Here is a 22479-nt window from a genome sequence, read left to right as displayed (position 1 = left end):
CCTTAAGCTGCCTCTCATTCGGGTTCCGTCATGGCGCTGAGAAAGCGCCGCACCACCGGCGACGGGTCGTCGGCACGGCTGGCCAGGGCCAGCAGCATATAGGCGTCCGGGTCCTCCAGGCGCAGATAGCTCACGCCGGCCAGGTTCACCGAGCGCATCGAGGCCGGCACCAGCGCCAGGCCCATGCCGGCGGCCACCAGCACCAGCAGGCCGTTGATCTGCTGGGCGTGTTGCCGGATCAGCGGGTGGAAGTTGGCCTTGGCGGCGATCTGGGTCAGGCGGTCATACAGCGTGGCGGCGAGGTCGCGCGGCTGCACCACGAAGGCTTCCATTGCCACTTCGCGCAGCCAGATGCTTTCGCGGCCGGCCAGCGGATGGTCGGCGGGAAGCGCCAGCACCAGCGGTTCGTGGTCGATGATGTCCAGGCGCAGGTTGCGCGCGATGCTCTCGTGCACGGGCAGGTCACGCACGAAGCCCACGTCCAGCTCGCCAGCGAGCAGGGCGGTGTACTGGTGCTCGGTGTACATCTCGCTGAGGATCAGGCGTACCTGCGGGGCAAAGCTGCGATAGCGCAGCAGGGTCTGGGGCAGGGCGGGATGAAAGGTCACCGAGACCGTATAGGCCAGCCGCAGTTTGCCGCTGAAGCCGGTGGCGACGTCGGCCATCTGGATGCGGGCCTCCTCGGCCTTGTCCAGGATCTGGCGGGCCTGTTCCAGAAACAGCTTGCCGGGTTCGGTCAGGGCCACGTGGCGCTTGTTTCGCTCCAGCAGGCGCACCCCCAGGTCGTTCTCAAGTGCTTGGATCTGTTGGGAAAGTGGGGGCTGCGAGATATACAGGCGCTGGGCGGCGCGGGTAAAGCTCAGTTCCTCGGCGACGGTTACGAAGTAACGAAGCTGACGGAAATCGAACATATATATGCAAATCGACTAAGTAGTGGTCTAAATATATATTTGTTTCTATAACTCGTCGATCATATTATTTCTTCCGTCCCGCCACCGTCCCCTCCCCCCAGGTGGCGGCGACCCTCGCCCCGCTGCGACGCTACCCCCGCGATATCTGGTCTTCCTCCCCCCTGACCCATATCGACGCGTCGCCCAGCGGGGCGCTTTCTTTCCAGCACAACGCCCGGCCCCTGGCCGGGCGTTGTCGTTTCAGAGGCTGGCGGCCAGCCGGGTGCCCTGATCAATGGCGCGCTTGGCATCCAGTTCGGCGGCCACGTCGGCGCCGCCGATCACGTGGGTCTTGATGCCGGCGGCGATCAATGCGTCGGCCAGCGCGCGATTCGGCTCCTGGCCGGCGCAGATCACCACGTTGTCCACCGGCAACACCTGGTGCTGGCCATCGATGGTGACGTGCAGGCCTTGGTCGTCGAAGCGCTCATAGGCCACGCCGCCGAGCATGGTGACGCGCTTGGCCTTGAGCGTGGCGCGGTGCACCCAGCCGGTGGTCTTGTTGAGCCGCGCGCCGGGGCGGCCTTCGCTGCGCTGGAGCAGCCACACCTGCCGGCCTGGCGCCTCGGGCTGGGCGGGAGCGAGGCCGCCGCGGTTTTCCAGTTGCATGTCCACGCCCCATTCCCGGGTCCAGCGGGCGATGTCCAGGGTGGGGGAGGGCTGATGCTCGACCAGGAATTCCGCGGTATCGAAGCCGATGCCGCCGGCACCGATGATGGCCACCCGTGAGCCCACGGGCTTGCCGCGAGCCAGCACGTCCAGATAGCTCAGCACGCGAGGGTCGTCGCTGCCAGGGAAATTGACCTGCCGCGGCGTGATACCGGTGGCCACTACGATTTCGTCATACCCTGCTGCGGCCAGTGTGGCGGCGTCCGCGGTCTGGCCCAACTGCAGTTGCACGCCGGCATCGTCCAGGCGATGGCGGAAGTAACGCAGCGTCTCGTGGAATTCCTCCTTGCCGGGAATGCGCTTGGCCACGTTGAACTGGCCGCCGATGTCTGTGGCCTGATCGATCAGGGTGACCTGATGGCCACGTTCGGCCAGCGTGCTGGCGCAGGCGAGTCCCGCGGGACCGGCGCCGATCACGGCAAAGCGTTTGGGCGTAGTGGCCGGAACGATCCGCAGCTCGGTCTCGTGACAGGCGCGCGGGTTGACCATGCAGCTGGCGCGACGATTCTGGAACACGTGATCGAGGCAGGCCTGATTGCACGCGATGCAGGTATTGATGCGCTCGCTCTTTCCCGCCTTGGCCTTGTTGGCCCAGGCCGGATCGGCCAGCAATGGGCGCGCCATCGACACCATGTCGGCCTCGCCGCTGGCTAGGATCTGCTCGGCCACGTCCGGCATGTTGATGCGGTTGGTGGTGATCAGCGGAATGCCCACCTCGCCCTTGAGCTTCTTCGTCACCCAGGCGAAGCCGGCGCGCGGCACGCTGGTGACGATGGTGGGCACGCGCGCTTCGTGCCAGCCGATGCCGGTGTTGATGATGCTGGCGCCGGCCGCCTCGATGGCCTTGGCAAGGGTGACGATCTCACTCCAGTCCTGGCCGTTCTGCACCAGGTCGAGCATCGACAGGCGGTAGATGATGATGAAGTCGCGGCCCACGGCTTCGCGCGTCCGACGCACGATTTCCACGGGAAAACGCATGCGCTTGGCGGCATCGCCACCCCAGGCGTCGCTGCGCTGATTGGTATGCGCCGCCAGGAACTGGTTGATCAGATAGCCTTCCGAACCCATCACCTCGATGCCGTCGTAGCCGGCCTCCTGGGCCAGCTTGGCGCAGCGCACGAAGTCACGGATGGTGCGCTCGACACCGCCGCTGGACAGGGCGCGCGGCGTGAACGGCGTGATCGGGGACTTGATCTTCGAGGGCGCCACCGAGAGCGGGTGATAACCGTAGCGACCGGCATGCAGGATCTGCATGCACAGCTTGCCGCCCTCGGCATGTACCGCGCGGGTGAGCTTGCGATGGCGCGCCACGTGCCATGGCATCGACAGGCGGCCACCGAAGGGCTTCAGCCAGCCCTGGATGCTGGGCGCGATGCCGCCGGTCACCATCAGTCCCACGCCGCCGCGGGCGCGCTCGGCAAAGTAGGCGGCCAGCTTGTCGTAGTCCGCGGACTTGTCTTCCAGGCCCGTATGCATCGATCCCATCAGGATGCGATTAGGCAGGGTGGTGTGCCCGAGATCGAGCGGGGCAAACAAATGGGGATAGTTCATACGGCCCGGAAGGTTCAAACGGTCGTATGAATGTGCCCGCTGCGGGCGTTTGAAAGCAAGAGGGGCGAGCGGGGCGGGTAGATGTCTGGCCGCAGTCCCGCTGCTGGCGTCAGGCTAGCAGTTGATGCACCAGCTCGATGTAGCGCTGCATCGCTTCCTCTTCCGGCAGCCCGCGCAACTGCGCCCAGGCCTCGTACTTGGCCGTGCCGACGAAGTCGAAGAAACCGGGCTGGTTACTGTGAACGTCGCCTTCCGAGCCCTGCTTGTAGAGCGCGTAAAGCTTCAGCAGGGTGTCGTTATCCGGCCGTTGGTCCAGCCGCTGGATATCTTCGGCGGCTTGCTCGAATGCGTGACGCAGATCGTTCATGGTTAAAGCTTGCATGGGCCTGACTGGTAAGGGTGCTGCGGGATATCACGCGGTCCATGCGGGGTAGGCAACGCGATAGCATAGGCGCTTTCGTCTGCCACTGTCAGGAGTCCCCATGAGCCCTTCGTCGTCCGTTCCCGTGCTGACCATCGACGGACCGTCGGGATCGGGCAAGGGTACCATCAGTCGGCGGGTCGCCGAGACGCTGGGCTGGCGGTTGCTCGATTCCGGGGCGCTGTACCGCGCGGTGGGCTATGCCGCCGGCATGGAGGGGCTGGACCTGTCCGACGCCGAGGCGGTGACCCGTTGCGCCCAGACCACCAAGATCCGTTTCCAGGCTGCTGCCGACGGCGGGGATACCCACGTGCTGGTCAATGGCCACGACGCCACCGATGAATTGCGCACCGAAACGGCGGGTGCGGCAGCCTCGGCGATTGCCTCGATTCCTTCGGTACGTCAAGCACTTGTGGATATGCAGCTGGGGTTTCGCAAGGCCCCGGGCCTGGTCGCCGACGGGCGGGACATGGGTACCGTGATCTTCCCCGAGGCGCCATTCAAGGTGTTCCTGACCGCAAGTGCCGCCGAACGTGCGAAAAGGCGCTATAAGCAGTTGAAGGAAAAGGGGCTGGGCGTTACACTTGCCACCCTTCAGCGCGAGATCGAAGCGCGTGACGCCCGCGATGCATCGCGAACCGTCGCGCCGCTCAAGCCGGCCGCAGATGCGGTTTTCATCGACACCACCGGCATGGGCATCGACGAAGTCGTCGCGAAAGTATTGGCTGTCGTGCAGTCCTGAAGGGGCTGTCGATGGCTTTTGGTGCCCCTGCCGCGGCGGGGGTTTTGGTCAACGGTGCCAACGGAGCGATCCGGCGACACCCATAACCGGTGGGCCGACTGCCCGTGCGCTATTCATTCCACGGCGCGCATGGGGCTTAAGGCCTTTTCTCATTTCTGGAATCAACATGACTGAAAGTTTTGCCGAACTGTTTGAACAGAGCCAACAGGCTATCTCCAAGCTGAAGCCGGGCGCGATCGTCACCGGTATCGTTGTGGAAATCCGCAACGACGTCGTCGTGATCAACGCTGGCCTGAAGAGCGAAGGCATCGTCCCGATCGAGCAGTTCAAGGACGAGAAGGGCGAGTTGGAAGTGCAGGTTGGCGACGAGGTGAAGGTTGCCCTCGATGCCCTGGAAGACGGTTTCGGCGAGACCAAGCTCTCCCGTGAGAAGGCCAAGCGTTCCATGGTCTGGGACGACCTCGAGCAGGCCTTCGACAAGGAAGAGACCATCACCGGCATGATTTCCGGCAAGGTCAAGGGTGGCTTCACCGTCGACATCAAGGACGTCCGCGCATTCCTGCCGGGCTCGCTGGTCGACGTGCGTCCGGTGCGCGATCCCGTGTACCTGGAAGGCAAGGCCCTTGAGTTCAAGATCATCAAGCTCGACCGCAAGCGCAACAACGTGGTGGTCAGCCGCCGCGCCGTCGTCGAGACCGAGTTCTCCGAGGAGCGCGAGAAGCTGCTGGAGCGCCTGACCGAAGGCGCGGTGGTCAAGGGCACGGTCAAGAACCTCACCGACTACGGCGCGTTCGTGGACCTGGGCGGCATCGACGGCCTGCTGCACATCACCGACATGGCGTGGAAGCGCGTGCGTCATCCGTCCGAGGTCGTCAACGTCGGCGACGAGCTGGACGTCCGCGTGCTGAAGTACGACCGCGAGCGCAACCGCGTGTCGCTGGGCCTGAAGCAGCTGGGCGACGATCCGTGGGTCGCCATCGCCCGCCGCTACCCGGTCGGCAGCCGCCTGTTCGGCAAGGTCTCCAACGTCACCGATTACGGCTGCTTCGTCGAGATCGAGCCGGGCGTGGAAGGCCTGGTCCACGTGTCCGAGATGGACTGGACCAACAAGAACGTCAACCCGGCCAAGGTCGTGCAGGTCGGCGACGAGACCGAAGTGATGGTGCTGGACGTGGATGAAGAGCGTCGCCGCATCTCGCTGGGTATCAAGCAGACCCGCTCGAACCCGTGGGAAGCCTTCGCAGCGATGCACAAGAAGGGCGACAAGGTGTCCGGCCAGATCAAGTCGATCACCGACTTCGGCATCTTCATCGGCCTGGACGGCGGCATCGACGGCCTGGTCCACCTGTCCGACATCTCCTGGCAGGCCTCGGGTGAAGACCTCGTCCGCAACTTCAAGAAGGGCGACGAGATCGAAGCCGTGGTGCTGGCGGTGGATCCGGAGCGCGAGCGCATCTCCCTCGGCATCAAGCAGATGGAGCAGGATCCGTTCGGCCAGTTCATGGCCACCAACCCGCGCGGCACCATCGTCAATGGCACCGTGAAGGAAGTGGATGCCAAGGGCGCCGTGATCGACCTGGGCGAAGGCGTGGAGGGTTACCTGCGCGCCAACGACATCGCCAAGGAGCGCATCGACGATGCCACGCAGCATCTGAAGGTGGGCGACAAGGTCGAGGCCAAGTTCACTGGCATGGACCGTAAGGGCCGCCAGCTGCAGCTGTCGATCCGCGCGAAGGACGAGGAAGAACTGCACGACGCCATGGCCGAGTACACGTCCGCTTCCGGCGGCACGACCAAGCTCGGTGCGCTGCTCAAAGAGCAGCTCAACAAGGCTGACTAAGCAGGCGTAAGGAATGCGGGGCGGCGACAGTCGCCCCGCTGGTTCAAGTCACGGACATTGGGGACCCATGACCAAATCCGAATTGATCGAGGCGCTGGCACGGCGTCAAACCCACCTTGCGTTCGCCGACGTGGAGTTGGCGGTCAAGAGCGTCATCGAACAGATGAGCCATGCCTTGTCCAACGGCGAGCGCATCGAGGTACGCGGTTTCGGCAGCTTCGCGCTGCACTACCGCCCGCCGCGCATGGGTCGCAACCCCAAGACAGGTGACGCCGTGGCGCTGCCTGGCAAGCACGTCCCGCACTTCAAGCCCGGCAAGGAGCTGCGCGAACGTGTCAATTTGAACCTGGATTGATCCCCCTCAAGGGGTTTCATGACAGGCAAGGCGAAGGCAGGCGGCGTCAGCCGTTCCTGCCTTCTTTTTTTGCGGCGGCAGCAGCGCTTCTCCGTGCGGGATCGCCACGTATCCCATTTCCTGAAGGCCGGCCGAACGCGCGCCTGTGACGGCCCCCGGCAATCGGTTAAAGTCGCCGCATGCGACTGATCGTTACGCTGATCCTCCTGCTTTTCATTGCCGCCGGCATCGTGCTTGGGGCGCTCAACGCCGATCTGGTCAGTTATGACCTGGCATTCGTGCGGCTTGAGCTGCCCAAGGGGGCGGCCTTGCTGCTTGCCCTGGTCATTGGCTGGTTGCTCGGCGGTCTTACGGCGTGGTTGGGCGTGAGCGTCGGACATCGACGCCGGCGTCGCCAGGCATCGGCCGGCGCGGACCAGGGCAAGACCTCGACGGCTGGTGCATGAGCGCGCTTCTGTACGTACTTGTCCTGCTGGTACCTGCAGCATTTGCCAGTGGCTGGTGGACCGCCCGCAAGGCAGGCGCGCGCCGTTCGGGCGCCCAGGTCAGCGAGCTGTCTTCCGATTACTTCCGTGGCCTGAACTACCTGCTCAACGAGGAGCAGGACAAGGCAATCGAGGTTTTCCTCAAGCTGGCCGAATACAACCGCGACACGGTGGAAACCCACCTGGCGCTGGGCAACCTGTTCCGTCGGCGCGGCGAGGTGGATCGTGCGATCCGTCTGCACCAGCACCTGGTTTCGCGCCCGGGCCTTTCCGATGCCATGAAGACCGTCGCCCTGCTCGAACTGGGCGAGGATTACATGCGGGCCGGCCTGCTCGATCGTGCCGAGACGCTGTTCTCCGACCTGGTGGCGATGGATGCGCATGCGCCGTCGGCATTGCGTCACCTGATTGCGATCTACCAGCACGAACGCGATTGGCATAAAGCCATCGAGCACGCCCGTCGCCTCGAGGCGATGACCGGCGAGGACGAGTCGGGGATGATCGCGCAGTTCTATTGCGAACTCGCCGAACAATCCCGCCAGCACGGCGCGCGCCAGGAAGCGCGGGAGTACCTGCGCCAGGCCTTCGCCTGCCAGGCCGATTGCGTGCGTGCCTTCATGCTCACTGGCCGCCTGTATGCCGAAGAGGGCCAGCATGCCGAGGCCGCCAAGGTGTACGAGCAGGCGGTGGAGGCGGATATCGCCTTCGTGCCGGAGATCCTGCCGCCATTATTGAACAGCTATGCGCGCTCCCAGCAGATGGAGCATGCCGAGCATTTCCTGCGCGACATCCTCGAACGCTATCACGGCATTTCGCCGGTGCTCGCGCTCACGCGGCTGTATCAGCAGCGCGATGGCGAGCGCACGGCCATCGAGTTTCTCACTTCGCAGTTGCGCCAGCGTCCTTCCGTGCGCGGGCTGATGGCGTTGATCGACGCGACCATGGACAAGATCGAGGGCGAGGCGCGCGAGAATTTCCTGATCCTGCGCGACCTCACCAGAAAGCTGCTGGAGGGGCAGGCGATGTACCGCTGCAGCCGCTGCGGTTTCGGCGCCAAGGCGCACCACTGGCAATGCCCGAGTTGCAAGAGCTGGAGCACGATTCGCCCGATTCACGGCGTCGCCAACGAATGAGGCGCGGATGACTCCGGCTTCGCTGGCGATAGGACTGGTGCTGGCTTCGTGGTTGGTTGCCATGGTGGTGGTGCGTGGCGCCATCGCCTATGCGCATCGTCGCGGCATGATGGACTTGCCCGGACAGCGTCGATCGCATGACATGCCCACGCCGCGCGGTGGCGGTATCGGCATCGTGGTGGCCGCGGTGCTGACCATGCCGATCGGTCTCAGCCAGCTGCCGGCGGCATGGCCTGGCATGGTGGTCGGTGCACTGGTGGTGTCGGCGGTGCTGGTGGCGGCGGTCGGCTGGTGGGACGACCATCGCTCCCTCCCGGTGTTGCCCCGGCTTGGCATCCAGCTGGTATCGGCGACCCTGCTGGCAGTGGCCCTGGGCCTGGCTGGCATGTCCTGGTGGTGGGGGCCGGTGTTGGTGCTGGCCGGTACCTGGAGCATCAACCTGCACAATTTCATGGACGGCATCGATGGCCTGCTGGCCCAGCAGGTGATCTTCGTCGGGCTGGGGCTGGCCTTGCTGGCCTATGCGGCAGCCCAGCCGGCGCTGGCTGGGGCCGCGGCCTGCCTTGCCGCAGCGGCGCTGGGCTTCTGGTACTACAACCGGCCACGCGCCCGTATTTTCATGGGGGACGTGGGGAGCGGCACCATGGGCTTGTTGCTGTTCGCCCTGATCGCGATGCTGTGGCGGGTCGATGGGTATCTGTTATGGCCGGCCTTGATCCTCGGTTCATCTTTTGTAGCGGACGCTAGCCTTACGCTCTTGGGGCGTATGGTGAGTGGCCGTCGTTGGTACACTGCGCATCGCGAACACCTTTATCAGTGGTTGGTTCGCAGTGGATTCACGCATGCCACGGGGGGAGCGTGCTATCTGGCCTGGAACCTGTTGGTGGCGGCCCCATTGGCCGCGCTGGCATGGCTCCAGCCGGCATGGTCGGTGCTGGTATGCATGGGTACCTATTTGATAGCGACCGCTGTTTGGATACTCATGAAGCGCCAGTGTCTGAGGCGCGTTTTGCACAAGGGCCGTCATGTCGCTTCGTAAACTGATCGGTGTCATCCATCCGCGCATGGCGGTGGTGGTGCACGACCTGCTGATGGCGGCGCTGGCCTGGTGGGTGGCCAAGGCGCTGCGTTATGCGCTGGTCGACAACGCGGCGATCAGTTTTCACACGCTCGAATTCCCGCTGGTGTTGCTGGTGCAGGGGGCCGTGCTGAGCTGGACGGGCCTGTACAAGGGCGTCTGGCGCTTCGCGAGCCTGCCCGACCTGTGGAATATCCTGCGCGCCGCCGTACTCGGCACGCTTGCCATTGCCGCGGTATTGATCCTCTACAACCGGCTGGATGACGTTCCTCGCTCGGTACTGCTGCTTTACCCGGCGGTTCTCTGTGTTTTGTTGGGTATGCCCCGCCTGACCTACCGATTCTGGAAGGACAGTCGGGTCGACCTGTTCCAGGCCAAGCCTACCCAGCGTGTGCTGATCGTGGGCGCCGACCGGGCCGGCGAGGCGCTGTCGCGCGACCTGCACCGGGACAACGGCTATACCGTGGTGGGTTTTGTCGACGACAAGGAAAGCCTGCGCGGCGCCAGTATCAATGGCCGCCCGGTGCTTGGCCGGCTGGAGCAGATTCCCGAGCTGGCCCGCGAGGTGGCGGCACAGATGCTGCTGATCGCCATGCCGGGCGCCTCCACCCAGGAGATGCGCCGGGTGGTCGAGCTGTGCGACCTGAGCGGGCTGCCTTACCGTACGGTGCCCAAGCTCGAGGACGTGGTTTCCGGCCGGGCGCATTTCAACGAGATCAAGGAAGTGGCCATCGAGGACCTGCTCGGGCGCGATACCGTCGAGCTGGACTGGACCGCCATCCGCGTCACGCTGACCGGTCGCCGCGTGCTGATCACCGGTGGCGGCGGCTCCATCGGTTCGGAACTGTGCCGGCAGGTGGCCCGGCTGGGCGCGCAGGCGCTGTGCGTGGTCGATCACAGCGAGTACAACCTCTACCGGATCTCGCAGGAGCTGCGCGCCGAGTATCCGGAGCTGATCTACGAAAGCATCCTGGCCGACTGCGGCGACCCGGCGGCCATGCGCAAGCTGTTCGCCGAGTACCAGCCGCAGGTGGTGTTCCATGCGGCGGCCTACAAGCATGTGCCGATGCTGCAGGGCCAGTTGCGTGCGGCCTTCCGCAACAACGTGCTGGCGACGCGTACCGTCGCCGAGCTGGCGGACCGGCACAAGGTCGAGTGCTTCGTGCTCATCTCCACCGACAAGGCGGTCAACCCGACCAGCGTGATGGGGGCGTGCAAGCGCGTGGCCGAGATCTGGTGCCAAAATTTCAACGAGCACTCGGATACCCATTTCATCACCGTGCGTTTCGGCAACGTGCTCGATTCGGCGGGCTCCGTGGTGCCGCTGTTCCGGCAGCAGATTCGCAATGGCGGCCCGGTAACCATCACGCATCCGGAAATCTCGCGTTACTTCATGACCATTCCGGAGGCCTGCCAGTTGATCCTGCAGGCCGCTGCCCTGGGCAAGGGCGGCGAGATCTTCGCGCTCGACATGGGCGAGCCGGTGAAGATCCGCGATCTGGCCGAGCAGATGATCCGTCTGGCCGGCCGCAAGCCCAACACCGAGATCCCGATCGTCTATACCGGACTTCGCGCGGGCGAAAAGTTGTTCGAGGAATTGTTCCATCCCCTCGAGAATTACATCGAGACGACGCACGCGAAGATTTTCCTCGCGCAGTATCGGCCGGTGAAGTGGGACTTGCTGTACACACAGATGACCAAGGCGGCGGAAGCCGTGGTTGCCTATGACGAGGATGCTTTGCGCTATTGCGTGTCCAACCTGTTGCCGACGTTCCGCTGGAGCGACTCGGCGCAGCCGGACAACGTGGTATCGCTTCGCCGCAATGAATCAGGAGAGAAGTAAGTGAGCAAGCCGTTGCGCAAGGTGGTTTTCCCCGTGGCTGGTCTCGGCACGCGTTTCCTGCCGGCCACCAAGGTGGTCGCCAAGGAGATGCTGCCGGTGCTGGATCGCCCGCTGATCCAATATGCGGTGGACGAAGCGGTGGATGCTGGCGCCGATACCCTGATCTTCGTCACCAATCGCTACAAGCACGCCATTGCCGATTACTTCGACAAGGCCTACGAGCTGGAAGCGAAGCTGCATGAGAAGGGCAAGGACGAATTGCTCGCCCTGGTGCAGGGCACCTTGCCCAGGCACGTGCGCGCCATTTTCGTGACCCAGCCGGAAGCGCTGGGCCTTGGTCACGCCGTGCTTTGCGCCAAGCCGGTGGTCGGCGACGAGCCGTTCGGCGTGGTGCTGCCGGACGATCTGATCTGGAACAAGGGCAAGGGCGCGCTGCGCCAGATGGCCGAGCTGGCCGAGGCGCAGCATGCGGGTGTCATCGCCGTCGAGGAAGTGCCGCACAACGAGACCGACAAGTACGGCATCGTCGACGCCACCCCGATCGACGAGCGCAGTGCGCAGATCCGCCATATGGTGGAGAAGCCCAAGCCGGCCGATGCACCGTCCAACCTGGCCGTGGTCGGTCGCTACGTGCTGCCGGGGCGCATCTTCGAGCTGCTGGAACAGACCACGCCGGGCGCCGGTGGCGAGATCCAGCTCACCGATGCCATCGAGGCGCTGCTCAAGGAGCACGGCAAGGTGCTCGCCTACCGTTTCGAGGGTACCCGTTTCGACTGCGGCAACAAGGCCGGCCTGGTGCGCGCCACCATGCACATGGCGCTGCAGGATCCCAAGCTCGCCCCGGTGGTGCGCGAGTTGATCGCTTCGCTCTGAATGTTGCACGCTGAATCGCCGGCCTGCGGGCCGGTGATTCGCCCCGGCGATCCCCTGCGCAAGGCAGGGTAGAGACGGCAGTCTTCCCGGAATCAGACTTATCCGACTGCGTCTTTGACGGACGCATGTCAGAATCCCTCCCGCGTTCCGCCATGTTTGGCGCGCAGCATGGCCATGGGTACACCGGTTGTCTTAACTCCGCTTCGCAAGAGGCGGGCGTTTTGACGCATCCGATCCGTACCCTGGGCCGGCGGCATGCCGTCTTCGTGTTCATCGGATGAAAGCCAGGGAAGCATCATGGATCTGTTGCGGTTTCTGCTGTTGCTGCCGTTGCGTCTGCTGCGCGGCCTGTTCTCGGGCATAGGCTTGATCCTGCGCCCCTTGCTGGGGCAGGTCAGCTGGTCGGCGCCAGCCTGGCTGCCGGCCACGGGAGGCTGGATCCGGCAACGGCCGGCACAGGCGGCCGGCGTGCTGGTGGGGGCTCTGGTGCTGGGGGCGGGCGGCTGGTTCGGCTGGCAGTGGTACCAGCATCGTCCCAGGCCGGTGGAACCTGCGCGCATCACGTTCGCGGTCGAGGCCCCGGCGCTGACGGATTACGCGACGCAGCCGATCACTATCCATCCGTTGACGCTCAACTTCTCCGGGTCCGCGGCGCCGATCGAGCTGGTTGGCAAGCCGGTCACCAGCGGCATCGTCATGCAGCCCGCCGCCAAGGGGCGCTGGACCTGGATTGACGATCACACGCTGCGCTTCGTACCCGATGAGGACTGGCCGATCGGCCGCCATTACGAGGTTCGTTTCGATGCGGCCAAGGCCTTTGCGGGCCACGTGCTGATGGCGGAGGACCATTTCAGCTTCGATACGGTGGCCTTCGAGGCCAGTCTGCAGAATGGCGAGTTCTACCAGGATCCGCAGGACGCCACAGCCAAGAAAACCATACTCCCGGTCGCCTTCAATTACCCGGTCGACTCGGTGGATTTCGAAAAGCGCATTGGCGTGGCGTTGGCGCAACGCGACGGCAGCGACGCGCCGCTCAAGTTCACCGTGACCTATGACCAGCCCAAGCTGCATGCCTGGATTCATTCGCAGCCCCTGGCCTTGCCGCGCGACGAGGGCGGCGTGCAGTACAGCATCGGCAAAGGCGTACGCAGCATTCGTGGCGGCGATGGCACGGCCAATGCGCTCAATGCCCGCGTTCGCGTGCCCGGGCTCTATAGCCTGTCCATCGACAACATCGCTCCCACCCTGGTGGACAACGAGAAGTACGAGCCCGAGCAGGTGCTGGTGGTCAACGTCGGTGGCAACGTGCGTGACAGCGAGCTGGCTGGCCTGACCAAGGCTTGGGTATTGCCCAAGCGCAAAGCCGGCGTGAAGCAGGGCGACGATGAGCCGCCTTACAGCTGGAGTGCCTCCGAAGTGGGCGAAGCCGAGCTGCGCCAGGCGCAGCCGCTGAAGCTCGAGCTGGTGCCCACCGAAAACGACTACGACGCGGTGCAGAGTTTCAAATACCAGGCCGAACCCGGTCAGCGGATCTATGTGCGCGTGGAAAAGGGGCTGAAGTCCTTCGGCGGCTACATCCTTGGCAAGGCGCACGCCGACGTGGTCACCGTGCCGGATTACCCCAAGCTGCTGCGCTTCATGGCCGATGGCTCGCTGCTGTCGATCTCGGGCAGCAAGCGGATTTCCGTGGTGTCGCGCAACCTGCCGGGCATGCGCATGGAGATCGGTCGTGTGTTGCCCGACCAGCTGCAGCACCTGGTCAGTTTCAACCAGGGCACCTACGCGAATCCCCAACTGAGCTACGAGTTCAGCGAAGACCACATCGTGGAACGCTTCGAGCAGAAGCGCAGCTTCCCCAAGGGCGATCCGGCCAAGGCGCACTACGAGGGCGTCGACCTGGGCCAGTACCTGAAGGACGGCAAGCGCGGTGTGTTCCTGCTGCATCTGTCCAGCTACGACGCCGTCGCCGAACAGAAGCAGGAGGAGGCCCGCAAAGCCGCGCAAGCCGGGGCGCAGGCCGCGCCGCGCAACGATGCTGGCGACGGCGAGTCGGAGGGTGCCGAGGGCGATCAAGGCGACATGTCGGACAATGCAACCGACGACAACGCGCCCGTTCCCTCCGATACCCGCATGATCGTGGTGACCGACCTGGGCATGCTGGTGAAGCGTGCGCTGGATGGCAGCCAGGATGTGTTCGTACAGTCCATCCGCAGCGGCGAACCGGTGGTGGGCGCCAATGTGTCGGTGCTGGCGGTCAACGGCCAGACGCTTTTCAGCGAAACCACCGCGGCTGACGGCGTGGTGCACTTCCCCACCTTCAAGGGGCTGGAGCGTGAGAAGCAACCGACGCTCTACGTGGTGAAGAAGGGCGACGATCTGTCGTTCCTGCCCATCGGGGGGTACAGCAGCGTCGAGCGCAAGCTCGATTTCTCCCGCTTCGACGTGGGCGGCGAGCGCAATGCGCAGAACGAAGGGCAGTTGTCGGCCTATCTGTTCTCCGACCGCGGCATCTATCGCCCGGGCGATACCTTCCATGTCGGCCTGATCGTGCGGGCCGCCAGCTGGACCCGCAGCGTGGTGGGTATTCCGTTGCAGGCCGAAATCGTCGACCCGCGCGGCATGACGGTGAAGCAGCTGCCGTTGTCGATGGATGCGTCGGGCTTTGGCGAACTGGCGTACGCGCCGGCCGAAACCGCGCCTACCGGCACCTGGACGGTGAACCTGTACATCGTCAAGGATGGCAAGGCCAGCGCGCAGATCGGCAGCACCACGCTGCAGGTGAAGGAGTTCCTGCCTGATCGCATGAAAGTCGAGGCCAAGCTCGCGGGACAGGTAGCCGAGGGCTGGGTGAAACCCGACCAGATCAAGGGCATCGTCGATGTAATGAACCTGTTCGGCACGCCGGCCGCCAATCGCCGGGTCGAGGCTTCGTTGACCCTGCGCCCGGCATGGCCTGCGTTCCGCAGCTGGCCGGACTATCACTTCTACGACGTGCGTCGTGCCAAGGAGGGCTACGAAGAATCGCTGCAGGACGGCGAGACCGACGACAAGGGGCATGCCGAGTTCGACCTGGACCTGAAGAAGTACGCCGATGCGACCTATCAGCTGTACTTCCTGGCCAAGGCCTACGAACCCGAAGGCGGCCGCAGCGTCGCCGCCGCGGCGCAGACGCTGGTGTCCAACAACGACTGGCTGGTCGGCTACAAGTCGGTGGACAACCTCGACTACGTCAATCGCGCTGCGCCGCGCAGCGTGCACCTGGTGGCCATCGATCACACCGCCAAGTCGATGCCGCTCACCGAACTGAAGGCACGCCTGGTCGAGCGCCGCTACATCTCCGTGCTGACCAGGCAGGATTCCGGTGTCTACAAGTACCAGTCCAAGCTCAAGGAGATTCCGCTCGACGAGAAGCCGCTGGCCATTCCCGCGGCCGGCATGGACTACACCCTGCCCACCGACAAGCCCGGCAACTATGCGCTGGTGATCGTGCGCAGCAGCGACGGCGTCGAGGTGAACCGCGTCGAGTACTCGGTGGCGGGCGCCGCCAACGTTTCGCGCTCGCTCGACCGCAATGCCGAGCTGCAGCTCAACCTCAGCAAGCAGGACTATGCACCCGGCGAATCGGTGGATATCGCCATCCGCGCGCCGTATGCCGGCAGTGGCCTGATCACCATCGAGCGCGACAAGGTCTACGCGCACGCCTGGTTCCACGCCGACACCACCAGCTCGGTGCAGCACATCACCGTGCCGGCGGATTTCGAAGGCAACGGCTACATCAACGTGCAGTACATCCGTGATCCGTCCTCGGACGAGATCTTCATGAGTCCGTTGAGCTATGGCGTGGTGCCGTTCTCGGTGAACCTCGATGCGCGGCGCAATGCGATCAAGGTCGACTCGCCGGCGCTGGTGAAGCCGGGCGAAACGGTGACGTTCAAGCTCAGCGCGCCACAGCCCACCCGCATGGTGGTGTTCGCGGTGGACGAAGGCATCCTGCAGGTGGCTCGCTACAAGCTCGGCGACCCGCTGAAGTTCTTCTTCCGCAAGCGCATGCTGGAAGTGGGCACGTCGCAGATTCTCGACCTGATCCTGCCTGACTTCGAGAAGCTGATGTCGATGGCCGCGCCGGGCGGCGATGCCGATGGCGCCATTGGGCGGCAGCTCAATCCGTTCAAGCGCAAGCGCGACAAGCCGGTCGCCTACTGGTCGGGCATTGTCGACGTGAGCGGCGAGAAGGAGTTGACCTATCAGGTGCCGGACTACTTCAACGGCAAGCTGCATGTGATGGCGGTGGCCGTGTCGCCCGATCGCATCGGCACCTTCGAAGGCTCCACCACGGTGCGTGGCGACTTCGTGCTGTCGCCGAACGTACCGACCACGCTGGCTCCCGGTGACGAGGCCGAGGTAAGCGTGGGCGTGGCCAACAATCTCACCGGGCTGGGCGGCAAGCAGGTGCCGGTGAACGTGACGCTCAAGACCGGGCCGCAGTTGCAGGTGCTGGGCTCCGCGACCCAGAACGTGAACCTGGGCGAGATGCGCGAGGGCGTGGTGCTGTTCCGGGTCAAGGCCACCGACAAGCTGGGCTCGGGCAACCTGAGCTTCGTGGCCGCTTATGGCGACAAGTCGGCGCGACAGGGCGTGGATGTCTCGGTGCGTCCGGCGTCGGCCTATCGCACCCAGGTGGACGTGGGACGCGTGGATGCCGGCGGCAAGCAGGACCAGCCGGAGCTGCGGCGCATGTACAGCGAGTACGCCTCGCGCGATGCGGCCATGTCCAACATCCCGCTCGTATTGTCGAGTGGCCTCACCACCTATCTGGTGAACTTCCAGCACTACTGCAGCGAGCAGATCGTGAGTGCGGCCATGCCGCGACTGGTGTTGTCCAAGTGGCCGCAGGTCAAGGTGTTCGCCGATGCGTTGCAGCCGGTGATGAATGGCGGCAAGAAGCTCACCAACGAGGAGGCGATGTCGCAGTTCCTCGACGTGCTGCATTCGCGCCAGAACGGGCAGGGCGGTTTCGGCCTGTGGTCGGCCACACCGGATGCGAACCCGTTCGTGTCCACGTACGCCATGCACTTCATGCTGGAAGCGCGCGATCGTGGCGTGGATATTCCGCGCGACATGTTCGATGCCGGCAACACGTACCTCAAGCAACTGGCGAGCGACGACAGCCTCGATGGGCTGGATCTGGTGCGCCAGCGCGCCTACGCGGTGTACCTGCTGACCCGCCAGGGCAACGTCACCACCAATGACCTGGCTGCCGTGCAGAAGCGCTTGCAGGATGCCTATCCCGACCAGTGGAAGAACGACCTGGCCGCGGCATGGTTGGCGGCGTCGTACCAGTTGCTCAAGCAGGACAAGCAGGCCGCGCAGCTCATCGCCGGCCCACAGAAGCTGCTTGAGCGCAGCAAGGCCGACAAGGACTACAGTTACGGCTATTACTACGACTCGCTGACGCGTGACGCCACCACGTTGTACCTGCTCAGCAAGCATTTCCCGGATCGGGCCAAGGCGCTGTCGCCACGCGTGATGGAGAACATCACCGAGCCGCTGCAGTACGGCTGGTACAACACCTTGTCGTCGTCGATGGTCTTGCTGGCGCTGGATACTTACGCACAGGAAAACAACACGCAGCTCGACAAGCTGCGCATCGATCAGGTGATGGCCGACGGCTCGGTCAAGGCGATTGCCGCGCCGCAGGGCAACCTGCTGCAGGCGGGTAGCTGGAGTGCGGACGCCAGGCGCCTGCGCTTCACCAACGACAGCAGCTTGCCGGCTTGGCGCGTGGTCAGCCAGGGCGGCTACGATCGTGACCAGCCGGCCAAGGCCATCAAGGATGGGCTGGAAATCACCCGCGACTACACCGACACCAATGGCAAGGCCATCGACAAGGTGACCGTGGGCCAGGAGATCGACGTACATCTGAAGATCCGCAGCACCGACGGCAGCGACTATGACGACATCGCCATCGTTGACCTGTTGCCCGGTGGCTTCGAGCCGGTGATCCAGCCGCCGCCGGCCGTCACGGATCAGCAGCAGGATGGTCGCGATCACGGTGATGGTGGCGGCGACAGCGACGTGAAGGCCAGCGAGTGGCGTTCGCCGATCGGCGTGGGCAACTCCAGCTGGGCGCTGGACTACGCGGATGTGCGCGAGGATCGCGTCGTGCTCTACGGTACGGCGACCTCGAACGTCGGTGAGTTCGTCTATCGCATCAAGGCCACCAATGCCGGCAAGTTCATCGTGCCGCCGGCCTATGGCGAGGCGCTGTACGACCGGCGTGTGCAGGCGCGCACGGCCGGCGGCGTGACGCTGAATGTCGTACGCCAACCCTGAGGAGAACGGCGCGCCTTCCTGACGAAGGCGCGCCGATCGATATCCCTGCATGATCACGTCATCCACCCTGGTCCGCTGGTGCCGCGCCTGGTTGCGCTGGCTGTATCGCTGGCAGAACTGGCTGGTGGGTCTGGCGTTGGTGGCGGTCGTGCTGGTGGGTTGTCGCCTGTGGCCGCATCGGCCGCTGCGCGACTGGCTGCCTTCGTCGACGGCGGTGTACGACGCGCGTGGCCGCCTCATGCGCCTGACCTTGGCCTCCGACGATCGCTACCGGCTGTGGGTGCCGCTCAAGGATATTTCGCCGGCGCTGATCGAGGGCGTGCAGCTGCATGAGGATCGCTGGTACCGCTGGCATCCGGGCTTCAACGTTTACGGCTTGGTGCGCGGGGCCTGGGTCACCTATGTCAGCCATGGCAATCGGCAGGGTGGTTCCACCATCACCATGCAGCTGGCGCGCCTGCTGTGGCGCCTCAATACCCGCACGCCGATGGGCAAGTTGCGCCAGGTGGCGCGTGCCGTGCAACTGGAACTGTTCTATTCGAAAGACCAGATTCTCGAGGCATATCTCAACGACGCACCCTATGGCCGCAACGTGGAAGGTGTAGGTGCGGCCAGCGTGGCCTATTTCGACAAGTCGGCTAGCGCGCTGAGCCTGCCTGAGGCGCTGACGTTGGCGGTGATTCCACAGGACCCGACGCGGCGGCTGCAGGCTGGCGCCGCTGCCGCCGCGAAGGATGTGATCGGCGCCAACCTGAGCGCGTCGCGCAACCGCCTCTACGCGCGCTGGATAGTCCGTCACCCGCAAGATGCAGCGTTGCGGCCCTTGTTTGCCTTGCCACTGCGCTTGCGGCCGCTGTCGCAGTTGCCGTTCGAAGCGCCGCATGCCGTGGACCAGGTGCTGGCGGCCCGGCGCATCGCTTCGGGCGAGCAGGACAGCCGCGTCACCACCACGCTCGACCTGGACCTGCAACATGTGCTGGAGCGCCAGATCGGTCGCTATATCCAGCGCAACCAGGGGCGTGGCATCCGCAACGCCACGGCCATCCTGCTCGATACCCGCGATATGGGCGTGAAGGCGCTGGTAGGGTCGGCCGACTACGCCAATGCCGATATCCAGGGCCAGGTGAACGGCACGCTGGCCAAGCGCTCGCCCGGTTCCACCCTGAAGCCCTTCATCTATGCGCTGGGATTCGACGAGGGCGTACTGCATCCGCAGACCGTGCTGAGGGATGTGCCCACGGCGTTCGGCCCCTATACGCCGGAGAACTTCGATGGGCATTTCCTGGGCCCGGTGACGGCGACTGAGGCGCTGATCCGCAGCCGCAACATCCCCGCCGTGTGGGTGGCCTCGCAGTTGCAGCAGCCGACGCTTTACCAGTTCCTGCGCGATGCCGGCATCAGCCGCATGGCGAGCGAGAAACACTATGGCCTCGCGCTCGTGCTGGGTGGCGGCGAAGTGACCATGCAGGAACTGGCCGGTCTCTACGCCATGCTGGCCAATCGCGGCGAGTTGCGGCCGCTGAGGCTCACCGCGGCAGAGCCACCGGCTGCCGGCACGCGCCTGCTGAGCGACGAGGCGAGTTTCATGGTGATGGATATGCTGCGACAGAATCCGCGCCCTGATGAAACCACCGGCGCCCAGCCGGATCGCCTGCCGGTGTACTGGAAAACCGGCACCTCGTGGGGCTTCCGCGATGCCTGGACCGTCGGCAGTTTCGGGCCCTATGTGCTGGTGGTGTGGGTGGGCAACTTCGATGGCAGCAGCAATCAGGCTTTCGTCGGCGTGGAGGCGGCCGCGCCATTGTTCTTCCAGATCGTCGACGCACTGCATGCCGCCCAGCCGCAGATGAGCGAGCCGGTGAGGCATATGCCAGCTCACCTGCGCCGGGTGGATATCTGCCTGGCCAGCGGCGACCTGCCCAACCAGTGGTGTCCCCAGCGCGGCATGACCTGGTTTATTCCGGGCAAGTCGCCCATCCGCGTAAGCCAGGTGCACCGCCCGGTGGTGATCGACGATGCGACCGGCAAGCCGGCATGCCCGCCGTATGCAGGCAAGCACACGCATGTAGAGGTGTACGAGTTCTGGCCCTCGGAGCTGCAACGCGTGTTCGTGCAGGCGGGCATTCCCCGACGCATGCCGCCGCGCAACGATGCCTGCGGTAGTACCGGTGCGAGCATCGATGGCGAACCGCCGGCGATGACATCGCCCTTGCGCGGCAGCATCTACGCGATGCGCTTGAAGCGGGCAGGGGAGGATCGCATCGCCTTCAGCGCCAATGCCGATGCCTCGGTGCGCGAGATGTACTGGTTCGTCAACGATGCGTATGTCGGACGCACGACGCCGGGCGAGGCGTTCTTCTGGCAGCCACCGGCGGCGGGTAACTACACCGTTCGCGTGGTGGACGACCATGGCCGCAGCGACGAGCGACCGCTCGGGGTCAGCCTGGTCGAGTAGTTCGGCCCCGTGTCGTGAGTCATGTCGCAGAGACGTGGTAACCCTGCGTTATGCTTACTTGTCGTCACCGAGACAACCGCACGCATAGCGCATGAGCTCGTCACCGGCAGTTTCCTATTACCGCGCCACGGCTACGCCCTACGCGCCCTATGCGCCGCTGCAGGAGCGCATCGACGCGCGGGTGGCGATCATCGGTGGCGGCTTCGCCGGTTTGCATACGGCGCTTGGCCTCGCCGAGCGCGGTGTGGCCGATGTTGTGCTGCTGGAGCGCGAGCAGGTTGGCTTTGGTGCATCCGGTCGCAATGGCGGCTTCGTATTTGCGGGCTACTCGCTGGGTGAGCAATCCTTGCTTGATCAGCTGGGTGAGGCCGCTGCCAGGACCTTGTTCGGCCTAACTACCGAGGCGGTGGAGCGTATTCGCCAGCAGGTGGCGCGCTATGCGATTCCCTGCGATGTGGTAGACGAGGGCGTCGTCTGGGCCAACTGGTTTCGTGACCCCGCCGTGCTGCGGCAGCGGCAAGCGCTGCTGGCGAAACATTACGGCATCGAATGGGAATGGGTGCCGCAGGGCGAGCTGCGCGAGCGCATCCGTACCCAGCGCTATTTCGACGGCCTCTACGAACGTAATGCACTGCACCTGCATCCACTCAACCTGGCGATTGGCTTGGCAGGTGCAGCAGCCGGGCAGGGTGTTCGCATCCACGAGAACACCGACGCCTGGCAGCTTCGTCGTGATGGCACGCGCTGGCGCATCGAAACCGCACATGGCGCAGTACATGCCGACCAGGTGGTCTTGGCTTGCGGTGGCTACCTCGCCGGACTGCGTCGTCAGGTCGACCGGGCGATCCTGCCCATCGCCACCTATGTGATGGTGACCGAGCCGCTGGGTGATCGCCTGGCCGAATGCCTGCATACGCGTTCGGCCATCTACGATTCGCGCTTTGCCTTCGACTACTACCGCCCACTGCCGGATACGCGGCTGTTGTGGGGCGGGCGCATTTCCATCCGCGACCGCTCGCCACGCGCCGTGCAACGCTTGCTTACGCAGGACCTGCTGCGCGTATTTCCCCAGCTCAAGGGTGTACGCATCGACTATGCGTGGTCGGGCCTGATGAGCTATGCGCGTCACCAGATGCCACAGATCGGCGGCTCGGGCGACGGGCTGTGGTGGGCGCAGGCGTTTGGCGGGCACGGCCTGGCACCCACGTGCGCAGCGGGTGAGCTGCTGGCATCGGCGCTCGCCGAGGGCGATGATCGCTGGAGGCAGTTCAGTGGTTATGGCTTGGCACGCACCTATCGCCCCTGGGGTTATCTTGGTGCGCAGGCCAGTTACTGGTGGCAGCAGGGCAAAGACTGGTTCAAGACGAGGTTGGAAGGATGAGCGAGACGAAGATGGCAGACCTGGCGGACATCAGCTGGGCCGAGTTCGAGAAGGTGCTGATGGTGGCCGGTACGGTGACCCGGGTGGAAGCATTCCCCGAGGCGCGCAAGCCGGCATGGAAGGTGTGGGCGGATTTCGGCCCCTATGGCGAGAAGAAGACCAGCGCGCAGATCGCGCGGCTCTACCAGGCCGAGGACCTGCTGGGCCGGCAGATCGTGGGCGTGATCAATTTTCCCGAAAAGCAGATCGGCCCGTTCCGCTCGCAGTTTCTGCTCACCGGCTTCCCGACCGAAGAGGGCGTGGTGATTACCACCATCGAGCGTCGCGTTCCCAACGGCACCAGGCTTGCCTGAGAGGCATCGTCAAGCGT

General features: G+C 64.7%; 15 protein-coding genes. 12 read left to right on the top strand and 3 right to left on the bottom strand.

Features of this window, described 5'->3' with window-relative positions; genetic code table 11:
* Window positions 1-14: 14 nt before the first annotated feature.
* The 3 genes from MJ606_RS17860 to MJ606_RS17850 all read right to left on the bottom strand — a co-directional run bounded on the left by MJ606_RS17860 (window position 15) and on the right by MJ606_RS17850 (window position 3537).
* A complete protein-coding gene (locus MJ606_RS17860; protein ID WP_243050907.1) occupies window positions 15-911 on the bottom strand; it encodes a LysR substrate-binding domain-containing protein in 897 nt (298 codons plus the stop codon).
* A gap of 240 nt (window positions 912-1151) precedes the next feature.
* Window positions 1152-3170 carry an NADPH-dependent 2,4-dienoyl-CoA reductase gene (locus tag MJ606_RS17855; RefSeq protein WP_243050906.1) on the bottom strand — a complete coding sequence of 673 codons (2019 nt, stop codon included), beginning with the start codon at window positions 3168-3170 and terminating at the stop codon, window positions 1152-1154.
* Window positions 3171-3279: 109 nt separating this feature from the next.
* Window positions 3280-3537 (bottom strand): acyl-CoA-binding protein, encoded by a 258-nt coding sequence (locus tag MJ606_RS17850; protein WP_243050905.1) that lies wholly within the window; start codon window positions 3535-3537, stop codon window positions 3280-3282.
* A gap of 115 nt (window positions 3538-3652) precedes the next feature.
* Between MJ606_RS17850 and cmk the strand changes: the two genes are divergently transcribed.
* From cmk to MJ606_RS17790, 12 genes are all read left to right on the top strand, one after another.
* On the top strand, window positions 3653-4333 hold the full coding sequence (cmk, locus tag MJ606_RS17845; RefSeq protein ID WP_243050904.1) for a (d)CMP kinase: 681 nt from the start codon (window positions 3653-3655) through the stop codon (window positions 4331-4333).
* Between the two features lie 166 nt (window positions 4334-4499).
* Complete coding sequence (gene rpsA / locus MJ606_RS17840) at window positions 4500-6173, top strand: 30S ribosomal protein S1 (protein WP_243050903.1); 1674 nt, start codon at window positions 4500-4502, stop codon at window positions 6171-6173.
* Between the two features lie 67 nt (window positions 6174-6240).
* Window positions 6241-6528, top strand: a complete 288-nt coding sequence (locus MJ606_RS17835; protein ID WP_046973381.1) for an integration host factor subunit beta — start codon at window positions 6241-6243, stop codon at window positions 6526-6528.
* Between the two features lie 179 nt (window positions 6529-6707).
* Window positions 6708-6974 carry a DUF1049 domain-containing protein gene (locus MJ606_RS17830; protein ID WP_243050902.1) on the top strand — a complete coding sequence of 89 codons (267 nt, stop codon included), beginning with the start codon at window positions 6708-6710 and terminating at the stop codon, window positions 6972-6974.
* Entirely contained in the window at window positions 6971-8146 is a 1176-nt protein-coding gene (gene lapB, locus MJ606_RS17825) for a lipopolysaccharide assembly protein LapB (protein WP_243050901.1), read from the top strand. Before MJ606_RS17830 ends, lapB begins: the two co-directional genes overlap by 4 nt.
* Before the next feature lie 7 nt (window positions 8147-8153).
* Entirely contained in the window at window positions 8154-9185 is a 1032-nt protein-coding gene (locus MJ606_RS17820) for a glycosyl transferase family 4 (RefSeq protein ID WP_243050900.1), read from the top strand.
* Window positions 9172-11067: a nucleoside-diphosphate sugar epimerase/dehydratase gene (locus MJ606_RS17815; RefSeq protein ID WP_243050899.1), complete on the top strand. Its 1896-nt coding sequence runs from the start codon at window positions 9172-9174 to the stop codon at window positions 11065-11067. Before MJ606_RS17820 ends, MJ606_RS17815 begins: the two co-directional genes overlap by 14 nt.
* Entirely contained in the window at window positions 11068-11940 is an 873-nt protein-coding gene (galU, locus tag MJ606_RS17810) for a UTP--glucose-1-phosphate uridylyltransferase GalU (protein WP_243050898.1), read from the top strand.
* Window positions 11941-12237: 297 nt separating this feature from the next.
* Window positions 12238-18273: an alpha-2-macroglobulin gene (locus MJ606_RS17805; protein ID WP_243050897.1), complete on the top strand. Its 6036-nt coding sequence runs from the start codon at window positions 12238-12240 to the stop codon at window positions 18271-18273.
* A 49-nt stretch (window positions 18274-18322) separates the two neighbouring features.
* Entirely contained in the window at window positions 18323-20728 is a 2406-nt protein-coding gene (pbpC, locus tag MJ606_RS17800; RefSeq protein WP_243050896.1) for a penicillin-binding protein 1C, read from the top strand.
* A gap of 91 nt (window positions 20729-20819) precedes the next feature.
* Window positions 20820-22109 (top strand): FAD-binding oxidoreductase, encoded by a 1290-nt coding sequence (locus MJ606_RS17795; protein WP_243050895.1) that lies wholly within the window; start codon window positions 20820-20822, stop codon window positions 22107-22109.
* Complete coding sequence (locus tag MJ606_RS17790) at window positions 22106-22462, top strand: tRNA-binding protein (RefSeq protein ID WP_243050894.1); 357 nt, start codon at window positions 22106-22108, stop codon at window positions 22460-22462. Before MJ606_RS17795 ends, MJ606_RS17790 begins: the two co-directional genes overlap by 4 nt.
* Window positions 22463-22479 lie beyond the last annotated feature (17 nt).

Origin of the sequence: Dyella sp. RRB7 (assembly GCF_022761115.1) — a bacterium.
Taxonomy (GTDB): Bacteria; Pseudomonadota; Gammaproteobacteria; order Xanthomonadales; family Rhodanobacteraceae; genus Dyella.
The sequence above is the reverse complement of the archived record's forward strand: the minus strand, read 5'-3'. Positions and strand labels throughout refer to the sequence as shown.

What these genes read in the sequence shown, in the direction of transcription:
- MJ606_RS17860 (WP_243050907.1), bottom strand. Translation starts at nt 911, where the DNA reads ATGTTCGATTTCCGTCAGCTTCGTTACTTCGTAACCGTCGCCGAGGAA.
- MJ606_RS17855 (WP_243050906.1), bottom strand. Translation starts at nt 3,170, where the DNA reads ATGAACTATCCCCATTTGTTTGCCCCGCTCGATCTCGGGCACACCACC.
- MJ606_RS17850 (WP_243050905.1), bottom strand. Translation starts at nt 3,537, where the DNA reads ATGAACGATCTGCGTCACGCATTCGAGCAAGCCGCCGAAGATATCCAG.
- cmk (WP_243050904.1), top strand. Translation starts at nt 3,653, where the DNA reads ATGAGCCCTTCGTCGTCCGTTCCCGTGCTGACCATCGACGGACCGTCG.
- rpsA (WP_243050903.1), top strand. Translation starts at nt 4,500, where the DNA reads ATGACTGAAAGTTTTGCCGAACTGTTTGAACAGAGCCAACAGGCTATC.
- MJ606_RS17835 (WP_046973381.1), top strand. Translation starts at nt 6,241, where the DNA reads ATGACCAAATCCGAATTGATCGAGGCGCTGGCACGGCGTCAAACCCAC.
- MJ606_RS17830 (WP_243050902.1), top strand. Translation starts at nt 6,708, where the DNA reads ATGCGACTGATCGTTACGCTGATCCTCCTGCTTTTCATTGCCGCCGGC.
- lapB (WP_243050901.1), top strand. Translation starts at nt 6,971, where the DNA reads ATGAGCGCGCTTCTGTACGTACTTGTCCTGCTGGTACCTGCAGCATTT.
- MJ606_RS17820 (WP_243050900.1), top strand. Translation starts at nt 8,154, where the DNA reads ATGACTCCGGCTTCGCTGGCGATAGGACTGGTGCTGGCTTCGTGGTTG.
- MJ606_RS17815 (WP_243050899.1), top strand. Translation starts at nt 9,172, where the DNA reads ATGTCGCTTCGTAAACTGATCGGTGTCATCCATCCGCGCATGGCGGTG.
- MJ606_RS17805 (WP_243050897.1), top strand. Translation starts at nt 12,238, where the DNA reads ATGGATCTGTTGCGGTTTCTGCTGTTGCTGCCGTTGCGTCTGCTGCGC.
- pbpC (WP_243050896.1), top strand. Translation starts at nt 18,323, where the DNA reads ATGATCACGTCATCCACCCTGGTCCGCTGGTGCCGCGCCTGGTTGCGC.
- MJ606_RS17795 (WP_243050895.1), top strand. Translation starts at nt 20,820, where the DNA reads ATGAGCTCGTCACCGGCAGTTTCCTATTACCGCGCCACGGCTACGCCC.
- MJ606_RS17790 (WP_243050894.1), top strand. Translation starts at nt 22,106, where the DNA reads ATGAGCGAGACGAAGATGGCAGACCTGGCGGACATCAGCTGGGCCGAG.